The sequence below is a fragment of the Arthrobacter sp. 10T413_2 genome, from assembly GCF_056394205.1.
The window spans coordinates 1-16,294 of sequence record NZ_JBFTHK010000096.1; the positions used below are offsets into that span (position 1 = coordinate 1).

The 16,294-nt window shown below is 69.0% G+C and carries 12 protein-coding genes; 7 read left to right on the forward strand and 5 right to left on the reverse strand.

The window, feature by feature from the left end; translation table 11 throughout:
• A partial coding sequence (locus AC1DBQ_RS14885) for an AMP-binding protein (RefSeq protein ID WP_476929240.1) occupies positions 1–365 on the reverse strand: 365 nt, incomplete at its 3' end.
• Between the two features lie 60 nt (positions 366–425).
• The gene (locus AC1DBQ_RS14890) at positions 426–2,177 is read right to left on the reverse strand and encodes a dolichyl-phosphate-mannose--protein mannosyltransferase (protein ID WP_476929241.1); all 1,752 of its coding nucleotides are present in this window, start codon (positions 2,175–2,177) and stop codon (positions 426–428) included.
• Positions 2,178–2,369: 192 nt separating this feature from the next.
• On the opposite strand from AC1DBQ_RS14890, the gene rsmI reads away from it, so the two are divergent.
• The gene (gene rsmI / locus AC1DBQ_RS14895) at positions 2,370–3,191 is read left to right on the forward strand and encodes a 16S rRNA (cytidine(1402)-2'-O)-methyltransferase (RefSeq protein WP_476929251.1); all 822 of its coding nucleotides are present in this window, start codon (positions 2,370–2,372) and stop codon (positions 3,189–3,191) included.
• Positions 3,192–3,472: 281 nt separating this feature from the next.
• Entirely contained in the window at positions 3,473–4,972 is a 1,500-nt protein-coding gene (locus tag AC1DBQ_RS14900) for an NAD-dependent succinate-semialdehyde dehydrogenase (RefSeq protein ID WP_476929242.1), read from the forward strand.
• Between the two features lie 83 nt (positions 4,973–5,055).
• Here AC1DBQ_RS14900 and AC1DBQ_RS14905 read toward each other — a convergent pair whose 3' ends face one another.
• From AC1DBQ_RS14905 to AC1DBQ_RS14915, 3 genes are read right to left on the reverse strand one after another with little or no spacing between them, the layout of a single operon-like run.
• A complete protein-coding gene (locus AC1DBQ_RS14905; protein WP_476929243.1) occupies positions 5,056–7,605 on the reverse strand; it encodes a transglutaminase TgpA family protein in 2,550 nt (849 codons plus the stop codon).
• Entirely contained in the window at positions 7,602–9,113 is a 1,512-nt protein-coding gene (locus AC1DBQ_RS14910; protein WP_476929244.1) for a DUF58 domain-containing protein, read from the reverse strand. The genes AC1DBQ_RS14905 and AC1DBQ_RS14910 overlap by 4 nt, the downstream gene beginning before the upstream one ends.
• Positions 9,114–9,127: 14 nt before the next feature.
• The gene (locus AC1DBQ_RS14915; protein ID WP_476929245.1) at positions 9,128–10,300 is read right to left on the reverse strand and encodes an AAA family ATPase; all 1,173 of its coding nucleotides are present in this window, start codon (positions 10,298–10,300) and stop codon (positions 9,128–9,130) included.
• Positions 10,301–10,477: 177 nt separating this feature from the next.
• Here AC1DBQ_RS14915 and AC1DBQ_RS14920 point away from each other — a divergent pair, with 177 nt between their 5' ends.
• The 5 genes from AC1DBQ_RS14920 to AC1DBQ_RS14940 form a co-directional block, all read left to right on the forward strand.
• Entirely contained in the window at positions 10,478–11,365 is an 888-nt protein-coding gene (locus AC1DBQ_RS14920; protein ID WP_476929246.1) for a TatD family hydrolase, read from the forward strand.
• 303 nt (positions 11,366–11,668) lie between these two features.
• Positions 11,669–12,814: a ubiquitin-like domain-containing protein gene (locus AC1DBQ_RS14925; RefSeq protein WP_476929247.1), complete on the forward strand. Its 1,146-nt coding sequence runs from the start codon at positions 11,669–11,671 to the stop codon at positions 12,812–12,814.
• A 185-nt stretch (positions 12,815–12,999) separates the two neighbouring features.
• Positions 13,000–13,899, forward strand: a complete 900-nt coding sequence (gene rsmA, locus AC1DBQ_RS14930) for a 16S rRNA (adenine(1518)-N(6)/adenine(1519)-N(6))-dimethyltransferase RsmA (RefSeq protein ID WP_476929248.1) — start codon at positions 13,000–13,002, stop codon at positions 13,897–13,899.
• Positions 13,900–14,012: 113 nt separating this feature from the next.
• Positions 14,013–14,975: a 4-(cytidine 5'-diphospho)-2-C-methyl-D-erythritol kinase gene (locus AC1DBQ_RS14935; RefSeq protein WP_476929249.1), complete on the forward strand. Its 963-nt coding sequence runs from the start codon at positions 14,013–14,015 to the stop codon at positions 14,973–14,975.
• Between the two features lie 72 nt (positions 14,976–15,047).
• Positions 15,048–16,294 (forward strand): ABC-F family ATP-binding cassette domain-containing protein (locus AC1DBQ_RS14940; RefSeq protein ID WP_476929250.1); only part of this gene is annotated, 1,247 nt, incomplete at its 3' end.

Genomic DNA, 16,294 nt, shown 5'->3' on the forward strand with positions numbered 1-16,294 from the left:
AACACGCGCCGTGCCCCCGAGTCGTGGAGKATCCACTCGACCTGGCTGGCGGAGGAGGTCTCGTACACCGGAACCGTGACGCCGCCGGCAAACCAGATGGCAAAATCCACCACTGTCCACTCATACCGGGTCGCGGACATGACTGCCACAGTGTCGCCCGGGGTGAGTCCGCCGGCAATCAGGCCCTTGGCCAGGGCGGTGACCTGGTCCAGGAACTGCTGGACCGGGACGTCGGTCCAGCCGCCGGGACCCTTGCGGGAGTAGAGGGCGTGCACAGGGTCCTTCGCGTGCTGCTCCAGGAGCAGGTCGGTCACGTTGCTCTCCGGGTCCAGCTCCACGAGCAGTCCGGTGCTTGCTTCTCTCACAGYCGAGTCTCCATTCCAGGTCCGCCCGGAGTTCGACGGACGTTCCCCTGCAATCCTGCCTTAGATCCAGGAAGGCATCCACATCCGCAGGCGCCATTCCTGGTACGGGATCACCTCGCCGGTCCAGACCGGGTAGAAGAACGCGGACAGCAGCACGGCGGCCACCACAAACAGCGCAACCAKGCAGAACCCGGACCGCCGTCGCCCGAGGKGGTCGCTGCGCTGGCCAAGGACCAGGCCCAGGCAATAGACCAGCGCCAGCACCAGGAACGGTTCGAAGGACACGGCGTAGAAGAAGAAGGTGGTGCGCTCCGGGTACATGAACCAGGGGAGGTAGCCGGCCGCYACCCCGGCCAGGACCGCGCCGGCGCGCCAGTCGCGGCGGCCCGCCCACCAGAACAGCAGGATGACCAGAGACACGGCCGCGCCCCACCAGATCAGCGGGTTGCCTACCGAGAGGATGGCGGAGGTGCAGTTGCTGAGGTCGCAGCCGGGGGTGCCCTTGGCGGGGGATTCATAGAAGAAGGACGTCGGCCGGCCCATGACCAGCCAGGTCCAGGCACTGGCCTCGTAAGGGTGGTCGGAGCTCAGGCCCTGATGGAACTTGTACGCCTCCAGATGGTAATGCGCCAGGGACCGCACGGCGTTCGGCAGCCAGCCCCACTCGGCCGAGGGGTTGGTCTCGGCCCAGTGCCGGAAGTACGCGTCCTTGGACAGGAACCAGCCCGTCCATGTGAAGCCATAGACCACCGCCGCCACCGGAACGATGGTCAGGAAGGCCGGGACGCCGTCTTTGAGGATGCCGCCGCTGATCCAGGCATGCACGCCGGCGATGCGCCGCGCGCTGAGGTCCCAGAACACGGTCAGCAGGCCGAAACCGGCCAGGAAGAACAGCCCGGACCATTTCGTCCCCACGGCCAGGCCCAGGCAGATGCCGGCCGCGAGACGCCACCAGCGGATGCCGAGCCAKGGTCCGGACGTGAGCTGCAGCGCCGAGGKACGTCCCGTGGGAGAAGCTGCGGCCTGCCGGCCGAGCCGGGCCKCCAGACGCCGCCGGCCGTCGTCGCGGTCCATCAGCAGGGCACCGAACGCGGCAAGGAGCCAGAACATGAGGAAGATGTCCAGCAACGAGGTCCGGGACATCACAAGGTGGTGGCCGTCCACGGCAAGCAGGACGCCGGCAACCGCGCCCAGCGTCAGGGAACGGAAGAGTTTCTGCGCGATCAAAGCCAGCAGGAAGATGGACAGGGTMCCCGTCAGAGCCGCACCGAACCGCCAGCCGAAGGGGTTGTCCGCGCCGAACAGCCACATGCCCGCGGCAATCATCCACTTGCCGACCGGCGGGTGCACCACATACTCCGGGGAGCTCAGGAGCACGCCGGGGTTGCCTGCAATGAAGGAGTCGTTCGCCCGGTCGGGCCAGCTGCGCTCGTAGCCGCTGACCAGCAACGAATACGCGTCCTTGACGTAGTAGGTTTCGTCAAAGACCAGGTTGCGGGGTGTGTCCAGCCGGACGAACCGCAGGATGCCGCCCAGTGCCGCCGTGAGGGCGGGAATGAGCCAGTACCAKAGCCGCAGCGAGGCCGGGTAGTCCCGCCAGCTTTGGATACTGCCGATCAGGCGTTCCTTGAGGGCCTCCGTGGTGAAAGCCTCGGCGGGGCGGCCGATCCAGCGGTGCCCCTCGAGATTGCGGCCGGTGCGGACGCGGCCGTGGGCCTGGCTGCCGGCGCTGCCGCTGTTCGGCCCTGTTGACGGCGATGCGGCGGCGCCGGCCTCGGGCGGGAGCGTGGGGGTCTGGGTCACGTTGCCCATGCTACCTTTCGCGGCTGTGCTCGTCKGGCCGTGCCGCGGCGGCAGTAGGCTGGTCATGTGGACCACGAACCGAGTACTTCCCCCCATCTTGATCTTCGCTCCGAAGACAGCACCGACGGCGCCCTTCCCGTTGACGAAGCCGCGCCCGGCACTGTTCCGGCCGCTGTTCCGGCCGTTGGCGGACCCGGCCGCATCGTCCTCGCGGCGACGCCGATCGGAAACACCGGCGATGCTTCGGCGCGGCTCGTGGAGCTGCTCACGACGGCGGACATCGTCGCCGCCGAGGATACGCGGCGGCTGCACCGGCTCGTGCAGACCCTGGGCATCACGGTGGGCGGCCGGATCATCAGCTATCACGAGCACAATGAGGCCGCCAAGACGGCTGACCTGCTGGACCAGGTCCGGTCCGGCAAGACCCTGGTCATGGTGACCGACGCCGGCATGCCGTCCKTCTCGGACCCGGGGTTCCGGCTGGTTGAAGGCGCTGTGGCGGCCGGGCTCACCGTCACCGCTGCCCCCGGGCCCTCCGCCGTGCTGACCGCCTTGGCCCTGTCCGGCCTGCCGACCGACCGCTTCTGCTTCGAAGGATTCCTGCCCCGCAAGGCAGGCGAACGCTCCTCGCGGCTGGYAGACCTCGACGCCGAACGGCGCACCATGGTGTTTTTCGAGGCGCCGCACCGGCTCGAKCCGATGCTGAGGGCGCTGCGGGAACGGTTCGGCGCCGACCGCCGGGCCGCCGTCTGYCGGGAACTCACGAAAACGTATGAAGAAGTCATCCGCGGCACCCTGCGCGAACTGCTCGAATGGGCGGAGTCAAACGAGGTGCGCGGMGAAATCGCCGTGGTGGTGGGCGGCGCTCCTGAACGCGAACCGGGACGCCCCGAGGACCACGTGGCCGCCGTCAACGGCCTGATCGCCCAGGGCATCCGGCTGAAGGAAGCCGTCGCCGCGGTGGCCGAGGACGCGAAAGTCAGCAAGCGCGAACTCTACTCCGCGGTGCTCGCCGCGCGGTGATCCCGGAGACGGGTTCCGGGGCGGCCCGGGGCCTCGCCGGCCGCCGCGGGCCGGGTTCCCCATGGGTTGTGCAGCTGCACAGCATTTTCCGGATCGCGTAGTGCGCGCATGCATAGACTTGCCCGTGAGCGCGGCAGTACCGTGGCAGTAATCCAGGCGGCCGGCCCTACGGGAACGAGCGCCTCAACCGGCACGCAGTGCCAATAAATCATYACAAGCTAGAGCCAAAAAGCTAGTGCCAACAAACTAGTGCCAACCGAATTGCTGACGAGGGAGTCGTTGTGACTGTAACTGCCCAGCCTATTGTTTCCGCGGAGCGGGAGAGGGCCCTGCTGGCCTCGGTCCCGACGGGCCTGCTGATCAACGGCGAATGGCGTCCGGCCGCGTCCGGGAAGACCTTCCAGGTCGAGGACCCCGCCACCGGCCAGGTGCTGCTGAGCATCGCCGACGCCGGCCCCGAGGACGGCAAAGCGGCCCTGGACGCCGCCGCCGCCGCGCAGGAGTCCTGGGCCAAGGTCCCGTCGCGCGAACGGGGGGAAATCCTGCGCCGCGCGTTCGAACTCGTGACCGAGCGGGCCGAGGACTTTGCGCTCCTGATGACCCTGGAGATGGGCAAGCCGCTGGCCGAGGCCCGCGGCGAGGTCACCTACGGCGCGGAATTCCTGCGCTGGTTCTCCGAGGAATCCGTCCGCGCGTTCGGCCGCTACTCGGTCTCCCCGGACGGCAAGTCCCGGCTGCTGGTGACMAAGAAGCCGGTGGGCCCGTGCCTGCTGATCACACCGTGGAACTTCCCGCTGGCCATGGCCACCCGCAAGATCGCCCCGGCCGTCGCCGCCGGCTGCACGATGGTGCTCAAGTCCGCGAACCTGACCCCGCTGACGTCCCAGCTGTTCGCTGCCGTGATGGTCGAGGCCGGCCTGCCCGCTGGTGTCCTGAACGTCATCCCGACTTCCACGGCCGGCRCCACCACGGGTCCGCTGATCAAGGATTCCCGGCTCCGGAAGCTGTCCTTCACCGGCTCCACGGAGGTCGGCCGCCGGCTGCTCGCCGACGCCTCCGAGACGGTCCTGCGGACCTCGATGGAGCTGGGCGGGAACGCCCCGTTCGTTGTGTTCGAGGACGCCGACGTCGATGCCGCCGTCGCCGGTGCGATGCTGGCGAAGCTGCGGAACATGGGCGAGGCCTGCACCGCGGCCAACCGGTTCATCGTGCACGAGTCCGTCGCGGACGAGTTCGCGGAGAAGTTCGCCGCGAAGATGGCGGACATGACCACCGCCCGCGGCACCGAGGCCGAGTCCAAGGTCGGCCMGCTCATCGATGCCAAGAGCCGGGACAAGGTCCACGAACTCGTCACCGACGCCGTGAACTCCGGTGCGGTCGCCGTGACCGGCGGCTCCGCCGTCGAGGGCCCGGGTTACTTCTACCAGCCGACCATCCTCAAGGGCGTCACCGAGGGTACCCGGATCCTGTCCGAGGAAATCTTCGGCCCCGTCGCCCCGATMATTACMTTCGACACCGAGGACGAGGCCGTCCGGCTCGCGAACAACACCGAATACGGCCTCGTGGCCTACGTTTTCACCCGGGACCTGAACMGGGGCATCCGGATGGGCGAACGCCTCGAAACCGGCATGCTCGGCCTGAACGCCGGCRTCGTGTCCAACGCGGCCGCCCCGTTCGGCGGCGTCAAGCAGTCCGGCCTGGGCCGCGAGGGCGGCCTCGAGGGCATCGAGGAATACCTCTACACCCAGTACATCGGCATCGCCGACCCCTACGCCGGCTAGGCACAGGGATCAGCCGGGCCTGATCCGCTGACGCGGATTCGCTGACACGGGACGGCTGACGCGGCCCCGATGACGGCGGCAGGCTAGCCGCGACGCACCCGGCGGACGGTATTGCGGATCTTCCCCCAGGATCCCGCGATGCCCCGCCGGGTGCTTTCTGCTGTCCGGGACAGGACCTGTCGGGCCAGCGGGAGGGCCCGCCGCCACCCGGACAGGACCGACGGCGGCAGCCAGTCCGCACGCAGCCGCACCAGGGGCTTCGCGTTGGCCCGAAGCGCGGCCTGCACCAGGGCAATCCTGGCCGCGGCGGAGTCGGCGGCGCCCGCAGCTCCGGCGGTGCCYGCGGATGCGGCGACGCCCGCAGGTCCGGCCGCTCCAGCCGGGCGGCCGTACCGCTCCCGTTCAAAGTCCTCCGTCAGGGCGGCCGCTGCCCGCTGGCCGGGCGTCTCCACTCCGCCGGGCTGTCCCAATGCCGCCGAGGCGTGCAGCCGCTCGGAGAAATGCCGCGGCGTCTCGCTCGCTCCCGGCGCCATGCCGTAGTCCGTGGCCAGGTCCCTCAGTTCGGCCCAGGCAGGAACGGCCGTTCCTGCCGGCGCGCCGCCCCTGCCATGGGGCGCCGCCGTCAGCCTGCGGCGCCGCACCCCGCTGCGCACCAGCCGCGGGGAGGCCACCAGGAGTGCCAGCAGCAGCACCGCTCCCAGACCGTAGAGCGCCTGTGCCGGGTGCGTATCCGCGGGGGTCCGGGCCCCGGCCGCCGGAAGGGGAACAGGGGCCAGGGTGGGGACCGGCGCCGGCGTGGAACGGTCCCCGGGGGTCAGGGCATCGTTGCGTTCATTGGTGCTGGCGCCGCTGGGCGTGGCGGCTGCCGTGGCGTACGCCGGAACTACGCCGCGGGAGGGCGTCGGCTCAAACGGGACCCAGCCGATGCCCTGGAAGAAGAGCTCCGGCCACGCATGGGCATCCCGGGAATCGACCTCGTACTCGGGCAGCGGACCCTGGCCCGCAACGGACACGGAGCCGCCGGTGGAGCGGCCCGGGGCGTAGCCCACGGCGATTCTGCTGGGAATGCCCTCCAGCCTGGCCATCACGGCCATGGCCGAGGCGAAATGAATGCAGTAGCCGCTCTTCTGGGTCAGGAAATCCGCCAGTACGGACAGACCGTTGCCGTCGTAGCCGCCCTGCACAGGGGACTGCAGGGAATACGTGAACTGAAGTGAACGCAGGTAAGTCTGGATGGCCATGGCGCGCGCATACGGCGTGGCGGCTCCGGCCGTCACGGTATCGGCCGTGGTGCGCACGATCTCCGGAACGTTCGAGGGCTGCCGGAGGAACAGCTCGGGGATCCCGCCGACCGGCTGTGAGGCCTCTGCCAGTACCCCGGCGGTKAGCTGAGGGCTGACGGAGGTAACCACGTACTGCTGGTCGCGGGAGTTCGTGTCGACCCCCTTGATGCTGAGCGTGGCCGGATCCCAGCTCCAGCGCCCTGTCAGCCCGCTGACCGACTCCGGCGCGTAGGGTGCGGGGAGGTAGGGACTCGTGAACTGGCCGGTGTTGACCGCCGTGACCACGCGAAGCTCCGTTGCGGCGCTCTCAAACCCGGAGTCGATCCTGCCGGTACCCAGCCGCCGGGTGGACTCCCGGTCATCCGGTGCCCAGGTGTCGCCGTCGAAGTTATCCACGGTGACCGAACGAAGGTACGGCGTCGTCGGCGCGTTCGTGGCAAAGGTGATCCGGCCCTCGCCCGAGGGGCTGCGCAGGCTGCTGCCGAGGCTGATCATCGGATTCAGGCCGGTTGCGCTGCCGAACGGGTTCAGCMGCGAGCCCTGCGGAAACGTGCCCTGGTCGAAACCCGGGATGACCGGCTGCAGCAGCAACGTCAGGGTCAGCGCCATCCCGGCCGTGACMGCGCCGCGCCGGATTTGTCCCGGGTCCCGGGCGGTATCGGCGCCGGTGCGGGCATMCGGTGTGAACCAGTGGCTGCAGCCCAGGATCAGCAGATAGCCGACGGMGGCCCCGAGGAACCCGAGCACGCCCACGCTCTGCGGCTTGACCATGGCCGGCACCACGAGGATGGCCAGGATCCCGAGTCCGCTCGTGGCCGGMAGCGCCAGCGGGAATGCGAGGGCATCCACGAGGATCACCAGCAGCCCGAGCACGGCGCAGATCAGCATCACGATTCCGGCGTTGGGAGCCACCGGCGTGCTCTCGGCGAGCACGGTTTCGCCGGCCCGGCGGAGGAACCTTCCCAGGTAGTCCATGGTCTCGGCCGACGGGATGAACCCGGCAATGCTGTGCTGCCTGAAGAAGGTGAAGGTCAGGACCAGGATGAGCGCCGCCAGCCCGCCGGCAGCCACGAGCCACGTCCGCGCTCGCAGTGACCGCAGCATCGCCATGCTGAAGGCGACGGCAAGGACGGTGGTGAACACCGGGGAGTACCAGGCCCACCCGCGCAGGACGCCGTTGAAGCCGAKGGCAGCACCCGCGACGGCCACCGCKACGGCGGTCCCCATTACCCAGGGCTGGGCGCCGGGCCCGGCCCTGCGGGACGCCGCGCCGGGGGACAGGACCGTCGGTTCTTCTGTGCCGKAGGGGCCGGCGTCGGACCCGGTGCGGCGCTGCGGTGCGAGGGTCATGGCCTGCCCCCTGCGCCGCGGCGGACGTCGGCGGCAGCGGCCATGGCCGGGTCCGCCTGGTCGAAGGCCGCCCATGCGTCGGGCAACGATGTCCGGGCCGATACCGCCACGGCCCGCCATCCGCCCAGCCGCAGTGCCTCCAGTGCCCCGGACACTTMACCGGAGTCGTCCGACTGGTCCGTGACCAGCAGCGCGAAAGCGTTCGCGCCGAACGCTGCCGCCGGGGACAGCGCCCGGGCCTCGGCGGGCGTCAGGCTGCCCAGGACGGCCAGGATCGGACCCCGCAGMCGGTGGGCGGAAAGCTTGTCCAGCAGGGCGTCACCGAAGGCCTGCGGCACGGACCCTGAGGCTTCCCCGGAGCGGGCTGYCTCCTGCCCGGGGACGCCGCCGGGCTGCGGGCGGGGGCCGTGGGCGCGGTTGCGGTGCAGGTGGGTGTGGTGCGGGCCGGAGAGTTGGATGGCGGCCAGGCTTTCCGMGATGGACTGCAGTCCGGATGCTCCCGTGTACTCCTCGGCCTCGGGATCGGGAGCGGACGGCGACTGCCGGAAGGCGGGCGCGCCCGCGCTGTCCAGGAACCGCAGGGAGTAGTTGCGGTCGGCGAGGTGCACGCCGATCGACATTGCCGCTGTGACGGCCCATTCGAAGGCGTCGCAGGTCAGCAGCTCATGGCTGGACCCGTCCCCGGCTCCGGCGTGCCCGGAGTGGGAGCGGCCGGCCGCAGAAAAGCCGCCGTGACCCAACACTCCGTGCGGGTAGGCCGAGAGGCGCTGGTCCAGGATGATGGTCGCCTCGGGGGTCGTGACGGATTCCTCCTGCCGCACCATGAGGGCCCCGTGGCGGGCGGTCGCGGCCCAGTGGACCCGGCGCATCGGATCCCCGTGACGGTATTCGCGGGTCATGACGTCGTCGTCGCTCGGATTGGCCCGGACCCGGGTGGCCGTAACGCCGTCGTGTCCGCGGGCACCGGCGAGCCCCGTAGCGGGAAGCTCGACGGCGGCGGGCGTCACGGTGAGGAGGTCGCCGTCGTCGATTGCGTGGCGGTGGAAGGACAGGCCGAAGGGGTCGCTGAACTCTGCCGTGACGGGCCCGATCCGGAATTGGCCCCGTTTGGCCGAGCGAAGGTGGTATTCGTAGCGGCTTGTGCCCCCGGCCGCCGTGCGGGCGGGGAAGCGGAAGGCGGGGGACTCGCCGAACCGGGCCGGCAGGTGTTCCTCCATGATCGCGTGGCCCGCTCCCGCCCCGCTCCGTGCCACGGCCAGCCGCACCGTGGCGCGCGCGGACGTCTCGACCGGCGACGGACTGAACTCGCGGTAGACGCGAAACTTCGGCTTCAACACTCGGGTTCCGGCCAGCGACAGGAGCGGCAGGATCAGGAGCAGCACGGCCAGGGCCAGCAAATCCCGGCGCCCCATGATCTGCGCGGCCAGCAGGAAGATCGCACCCGCGCCGAGCAGGCCCCAGCCGCGGGTGCTGAAGATATGTCCCGGGAACCGATCCCTCCACGCCACGGCGGAACCGTTGCCTAGCGCGGATTCGGCTGTTGGGCCGGCGGCGCGGCCGCCATGGCCGAGGCCTTGTTCCGGCCGGGGCGTCCGGTGCCGGTGGCTGCCCCCGTCACCTCCGGGGTGACGGGGATTTTGCCGATGATGGCACGGATGACGCTTTGCGGCGTCTCGCCCGTGCTGGCGGCCTTGCGGTCGAGGATGATCCGGTGGGCGAGCACGGCCTCGGCGACGCTGATGATGTCGTCCGGCAGGACGAAGTCCCGGCCATCGAGTGCGGCCGTGGCCTTCGCCGCGCGCAGGAGCTGCAACATGGAGCGGGGGCTGGCGCCGAGCCGGAGCAGACCGCTTTCACGCGTGGCCCGTCCCAGGGCCACCGTGTACTCCTTGATGGACCGGGACACGTAGACCTGCTGCACGGTGGCAATCATGCCGGCCACTTCCGCGGCGGTGACCACCGCCGTCACGCGGACCAGCGGGGAGGACGCCTGATGGGTTTCCAGCATCTCCATCTCGGACTCCCGGTCCGGGTAGCCCATCGAGATCCGGGCCATGAAACGKTCCCGCTGCGCTTCGGGAAGCGGGTAGGTGCCCTCCATCTCAATGGGGTTCTGCGTCGCCACCACCATGAATGGCTCATCCAGCCGGTAGGACGTGCCGTCCACCGTGACCTGGTGCTCCTCCATGCACTCCAGCAGAGCGGATTGGGTCTTGGCGGAGGCGCGGTTGATTTCGTCCCCGATAACGATGTTCGCGAACACCGCGCCGTGCCGGAATTCGAAGGACCGGGTCGCCTGGTTGTAGATGGATACGCCCGTGACGTCGGATGGAAGCAGGTCCGGGGTGAACTGGATCCGGCTGACGGAACAGTCGATGCTGCGGGCCAGGGTCTTGGCCAGCAGGGTCTTGCCGACCCCCGGGACGTCTTCCAGGAGCAGGTGGMCCTGGGCCAGGAGCACCGTGAGCGCCAGCTTTGCCGCTTCKGCCTTGCCGTCGATCACCGTATTGATGGCAGAGAGGATCCGGGTGCTGGCGGAGTGGAAGTCGCCGGCGTCCATGGCTGCCGGCGCCTGCGGGGAGGAGCGGTGTCCGGCTGGCGCTGCGTCAACGGTGTMGGCATCYACGGCGGGGCGGCCCGGGAAGCTCCGTCCTTCGGGGAGGGTGTCGTCTAGGGAAGTGCGGTGGTAATCCATCGGCAGCCTTTCAGCCCTGGTGGGTCCCGGAACGGACCGGCAACGGCCGCCGGGMCCCGCAGTGGGGTTCGCCTGTTTCCTTACGGTGAAATAACAGAGTACTTACAGACTACTAACACAACTGCMGGGCCTKACAGAGAGTTCCGGGTAAATCCGGGCGCCCGTTAGGGTGGAAGAATGCTCAATCCCCTCACCCCCGTCCCGTTCCGGTCGCCCGGAAATGACGGTACCGGACGCAGCGGCTATCCCCCGGCACCGGAACCGCTGCCCGTCCCGGTGATGGACAACCACACCCATCTGGACTTTCCCGACGCGGAGCTGTCCGTGAGCATCACGGACGCCCTCGACGCCGCGGCTGCCGTGGGCGTCCAGGGGGCGGTGCAGGTGGGGTGCGACCTCGAATCGTCACGGTTCACGGTCAAGGCCGTCGAGCTCGATGCGCGGCTCCTGGGCGCAGTCKCGCTCCACCCCAACGATGCCCCCKACTACGCCCGCCGCGGCGAACTGGACAGCGCCCTGGCMGAAATCGAGGCCCTGGCCGCCCACCCGCGGGTCCGGGCGATCGGTGAGACAGGGCTGGACTTCTTCCGGACCGAGGGGGAGGGTCTGGCCCACCAGCGCTATTCGTTCCGCCGCCACATCGACATCGCCAAACGGCTCGGACTGACGCTGCAGATCCACGACCGCGACGCCCACGACGACGTMGTCCAGGTGCTGCGCGAAGAAGGAGCGCCTGAGCGTGTGGTGTTCCATTGTTTCTCCGGCGACGAGGAGCTCGCCAGGACGTGCAACGCGGAGGGCTGGTACATGTCCTTTGCCGGGACCGTGACCTTCAAAAACGCGTCCAACCTGCGGGCCGCCCTGGCCATCGCGGAGCCGACCCGGATCCTGGTCGAGACGGACGCGCCGTTCCTCACGCCGCACCCGCACCGCGGGCGCCCGAATGCGAGTTACATGGTTCCGTACACGGTTCGGGCGATGGCCGATGTGACTGGATCGGAGCTTTCCGGACTGTGCGCGCAGATCGCCGAAAATTCCGTGCGGGCATACGGATCCTGGGCCTGAAACGGTCACTTTCGGCCTCCGCGAAAGCATACCGGGTATGCACGAATTCTTGGCTGCTTTATAACGCTACGGTTACAGTGGTCAACTATTAGCCGGGGTCGGGGAAGGCCTACGGATAATTTCACTGAAGCAGGGCGTGCATCGTKGCAAACAAACCACATGTKCGCTCTCGTTTTGGGTGAGGCAGTGCACGCATCTTCCGTGACGCTCCGGACCCTAMCGGAGCCGCMCCTGGCGCGCTCACGGCGGGTGGTCGCGTGCATTTATCCCCGTGCCCGGAAGGTCCAAGAGATTCGGGCAATCGTGGTCAAGTTCTTCACATCGGACGGCAAGATCAGCTTCGTCAAAGTTGGCTCCCAGCTCGTAGTGCTGGTGGCACTGGTGCTGGGCCTCGTGGCCTTCGTAGGCAACAACAAGACGATCACACTCAACGTGGACGGCAAGGTCAGCTCCGTCCAGACCTTCGGCGGAACCGTCGCAGAGGTCGTCAAGGGTGCCAAGGTTGAACTGCAGCCAGCCGACCGGGTGTCGCCTTCGGCGGACTCCCACGTGCAGGACGGATCAGTCATCAACGTCAACCTCGCCAAGGCCGTCAAGGTCAGCCTGGACGGCGCCGAACGGACCATCAACACCACATCGCCCACCGTCGAGGGGCTCGTGACCGAACTCGGCGTCGCCAGCGCCTCTCAGGTGTCTGTGCCCAAGGACTCCCAGCTGGCCGTCTCCGGTTCCTTCGTTGCCATCTCGACGCCGAAGACCGTGAGCATCGTCGCGGACGGCAAGGCGGCCAAGACCACCACGACGGAGGCCACCGTGGCCAAGGTGCTCGAGGACGCCGGGCTGTCGCTCGGAGCCAGCGACCGCGTCTCCCAGCCCGGGAACGCGCCGGTGGTCAACGACATGGTCATCAAGGTTTCCCGCGTCGATGTCAGCAAGACGGCCAACACCACCGAGCCTGTCGCCTTCGAAACGCTCACCACCGAAAGCGCGGACATGTTCAAGGGTGAGAAGACCGTCACCCAGGCCGGCGTCGCCGGTACCACCACCAAGAGCTTCAAGCTGGTCCTCGTAGACGGCCGCGAGGCCGCCCGGACCCTGGTCTCCGAGACCGTCAGTGCCCAGCCGGTCACCGAGAAGGTCACTGTGGGCACCAAGGAAAAGCCCCAGCCCGCGGCCAACACCGGTGCAGGCGCACCCGCGATGATGAACCAGGGCATGTGGGACAAGATCGCGCAGTGCGAGTCCGGCGGCAACTGGTCCATCAACACCGGCAACGGCTACTACGGCGGCCTGCAGTTCGACGTCCGGACCTGGCTTGGCGCCGGCGGCGGCGCCTACGCCCCCAACGCCGCTGCGGCCACCAAGGCCCAGCAGATCGACATCGCCAACCGCGTCTACGCGCAGCGCGGCCTTGGTCCCTGKGGCTGCGGCTGGGCCGCCTCCAGCTAAGACGCCCAACTGGCATTCCCTGCTGGCACGCCCAGCCGGCTCGTGACTGCCGGCTGATGACCGCCCGCCGCTGACCGTCCGTCTGCCGCCGGCCGCTGACCACGGCCGCGGTGAGACGCACAGGCCGGGTCCGGATCCCTCCGGGCCCGGCCTGTGGCGTACCGGCGCCGGGATAGGATACCTAGGTGACTGAACCGAGCCCCTCCGCCCCCGAAAGCCTGCCGTCAGCGGCGCCCGCACCGCTGATGGGCGCCTCCGATATCCGCCGGCTGGCTGAGGAAATCGGCGTGCGGCCCACGAAGACCCTGGGCCAGAACTTTGTCATCGACGGCAATACCATCCGGCGCATCGTGGCCGCCGCGGACATTCGGGCCGATGAGACGGTCCTCGAAGTGGGGCCCGGTCTCGGGTCGCTGACCCTTGGCCTGCTGGACGCCGCCCGKGCCGTGGTCGCCGTCGAAATCGATCCGGTCCTGGCCGGGCGGCTGCCGGCCACGGTKAACCAGTGGCGGCCGAACGCCGTCGGGAATTTTCACCTCGTCCTGGCCGATGCCATGAGGGTCACGGAACTGCCCGCGGAACCGACCGCGCTCGTGGCGAATCTTCCCTACAACGTCGCCGTTCCCGTGGTCCTGCACCTCCTGCAGCACTTCCCGAGCCTGCAGCATGGCCTCGTCATGGTCCAGGACGAGGTCGCCGACCGCCTCGCGGCGGGGCCCGGTTCCAAGACTTACGGCGTGCCTTCGGTCAAGGCCGCCTGGTACAGCAGCATGCGCAAGGCCGGCGTGATCGGCATGAACGTCTTCTGGCCGGCCCCCAAGATCCATTCCKGGCTGGTTGCTTTCACGCGCCGCGAACCCCCTGTCACGGCTGCCACGAGGGAACAGGTTTTCGCCGTGATCGACGCCGCCTTCGCGCAGCGGCGCAAGACGCTGCGGGCGGCACTGGCCGGCTGGGCCGGCAGCGCCGCCGAGGCCGAACGCTGCCTGCGGGCCGCCGGCGTCGACCCCTCCGCCCGCGGTGAAGTGATCGATATTGCGGCGTTCGCGAGGATCGCCGAAGCCCACGCGCAGCAGGAGTCCTGAGTTCCCGCTGAGTTCCTTTGGAGCCCGCTGTGAGTCCTTTGTGAGTCCTTTGTAAGCCATCCGGGGGCCGTCCCGTGCTTGGAGCCGGGGCCGGGATGCCATAGCGTGGAGCCATGAACGCAGTGAGAGGGCGCTTTGCCGCGAGGACTGTCCGGGTCAAGGCTCCAGGCAAGGTCAATGTCTCACTGGACGTCGGACCCCTGCGGCCGGACGGCTACCATTCGGTGGCCAGCGTCTACCTGGCMGTCTCGYTCTACGAGGAAGTGGCCGCCACCAGCACTGATACCGGCGGGATCACCGTCAGCATCAGCGATGCGAGCACCCTGGACCTGGATGGCGTGGACATCCCGCTGGATCACCGCAACCTGGCCTACAAGGCGGCGGCGATTATGGCCGACGTCTCGGAGCACGCCACCGGGGTCCACCTGGAGATCACCAAACGTGTGCCCGTGGCCGGCGGCATGGGCGGCGGGTCCGCGGACGCCGCAGCCACCCTGCTGGCCTGCGACGCCTTGTGGAACAGCGGGCTGTCCCGCGATGAGCTGGCCCACCTGGCCGCCGAACTCGGCGCCGACGTCCCGTTCTCGCTTCTGGGCGGCACCGCCGTCGGGTTGGGACTGGGCGACGACCTTTCACCGGCCCTCGTCAAGGCCCAGACCGACTGGGTCCTGGTCGCGGCCGACTTCGGCCTGTCCACCCCGGAKGTCTACCGGACCCTGGACCGGCTGCGCTCGGCGGAGGGCGTCACGGCGGAGGAGCCGGTCGCCGTCGACCCCGGCGTCCTCACGGCCCTGCGCGGCGGCGACGCCGACGCCCTGAGCCGTGTGCTGGTCAACGACCTCCAGCGCGCCTCGATCGAACTGGCTCCGGGCCTGCGCGACACGTTGGGGCGCGGCGAGGCATGCGGCGCGATCGCGGGAATCGTCTCGGGCTCCGGACCCACCGTCGCCTTCCTCGCGCACAGCCCCGCGGCCGCGGCCRGACTCGCCGAGGACCTGCGCCACCATGGCCTGGATGCGATGGCGGTCCACGGCCCGGTGCACGGCGCCCGCATCATCTCCGATACGCTCCTTTAGGAGCTTTTGAYGCACCGCATCTCATAACTTCACCGCAACACCTCACCGATACACCTAAGAAAGCAGTTCCCAGTGGCACACCTGCTCGGCGGCGAGAACCTCACGGTCTCGTATGCAACCCGCACCGTCCTCGACGGCGTAACCCTAGGCCTGGAAGAGGGCGACMGGATCGGCATGGTGGGCCGCAACGGCGACGGCAAGTCGACGCTCATGCGCCTGCTGGCCATGCGAGCCACCCCGGATTCGGGCCGGGTGACCAAGCGCAGTGAAGTCAATATCGGCTACCTGGACCAGAGTGACGTCCTCGACGGCGACCTCACCGTCGGTGCGGCCATTGTCGGCGACAAGGCGGACTACGAATGGGCCCGCAATCCGCAGATCCGCGAGGTAATGGGCGGTCTCGTGTCCGACGTCGACTGGCATGCCAACGTGCATGCTCTCTCCGGCGGCCAGAAGCGGCGGGTGGCCCTGGCCAAGCTGCTGATCGAGGATCACGACGTCATCATGCTCGACGAGCCCACCAACCATCTCGACGTCGAAGGCGTCGCCTGGTTGTCCCGGCACCTGAAGACCCGCTGGCGGCCCAACCAGGGCGCCTTCCTCGTGGTCACCCACGACCGCTGGTTCCTCGACGAAGTCTGCAACAAGACCTGGGAAATCCACGACGGCATCATGGATCCGTTCGAGGGCGGCTACGCCGCGTACGTCCTGGCCCGGGCCGAACGCGACCGCTCCGCCTCCGTGATGGAAGGCAAACGCCAGCAGCTGGTCAAGAAGGAACTCGCCTGGCTGCGCCGCGGCGCCCCGGCCCGCACCGCCAAGCCCAAATTCCGGATCGAGGCCGCCAACGCCCTGATCGCCGACGTCCCCGAACCGCGCGACTCGATGGCGCTGAGCAAGATGGCCACCGCCCGGCTCGGCAAGGACGTCCTTGACCTGGAAAACGTGTCCCTCGACTTCCTCGGCGGCGAGGCCGGGCAGAAGCTCTTCGACAACATCACCCTGCGCCTCGCTCCCGGCGAGCGGCTGGGCCTGGTGGGCGTCAACGGCGCCGGCAAAACCACACTGCTTAAACTGCTCAACGGCGAGATTCAGCCCACCTMCGGCAAGGTCAAGCGCGGCAAGACCGTGGTCACCGCCGTCCTGACCCAGGAGGTCAAGGAGCTCGACGACGTCGCCGACCTGCGCGTCATCGAAGTGATCGAGCGGGAGAAGCGCTCCTTCAACGTCGGCGGCAAGGAGTTCACCGCCGGCCAGCTCGTGGAGCAGCTCGGCTTCACGAACCAGAAGCAGTGGACCCCGGTCAAGGACCTCTCCGG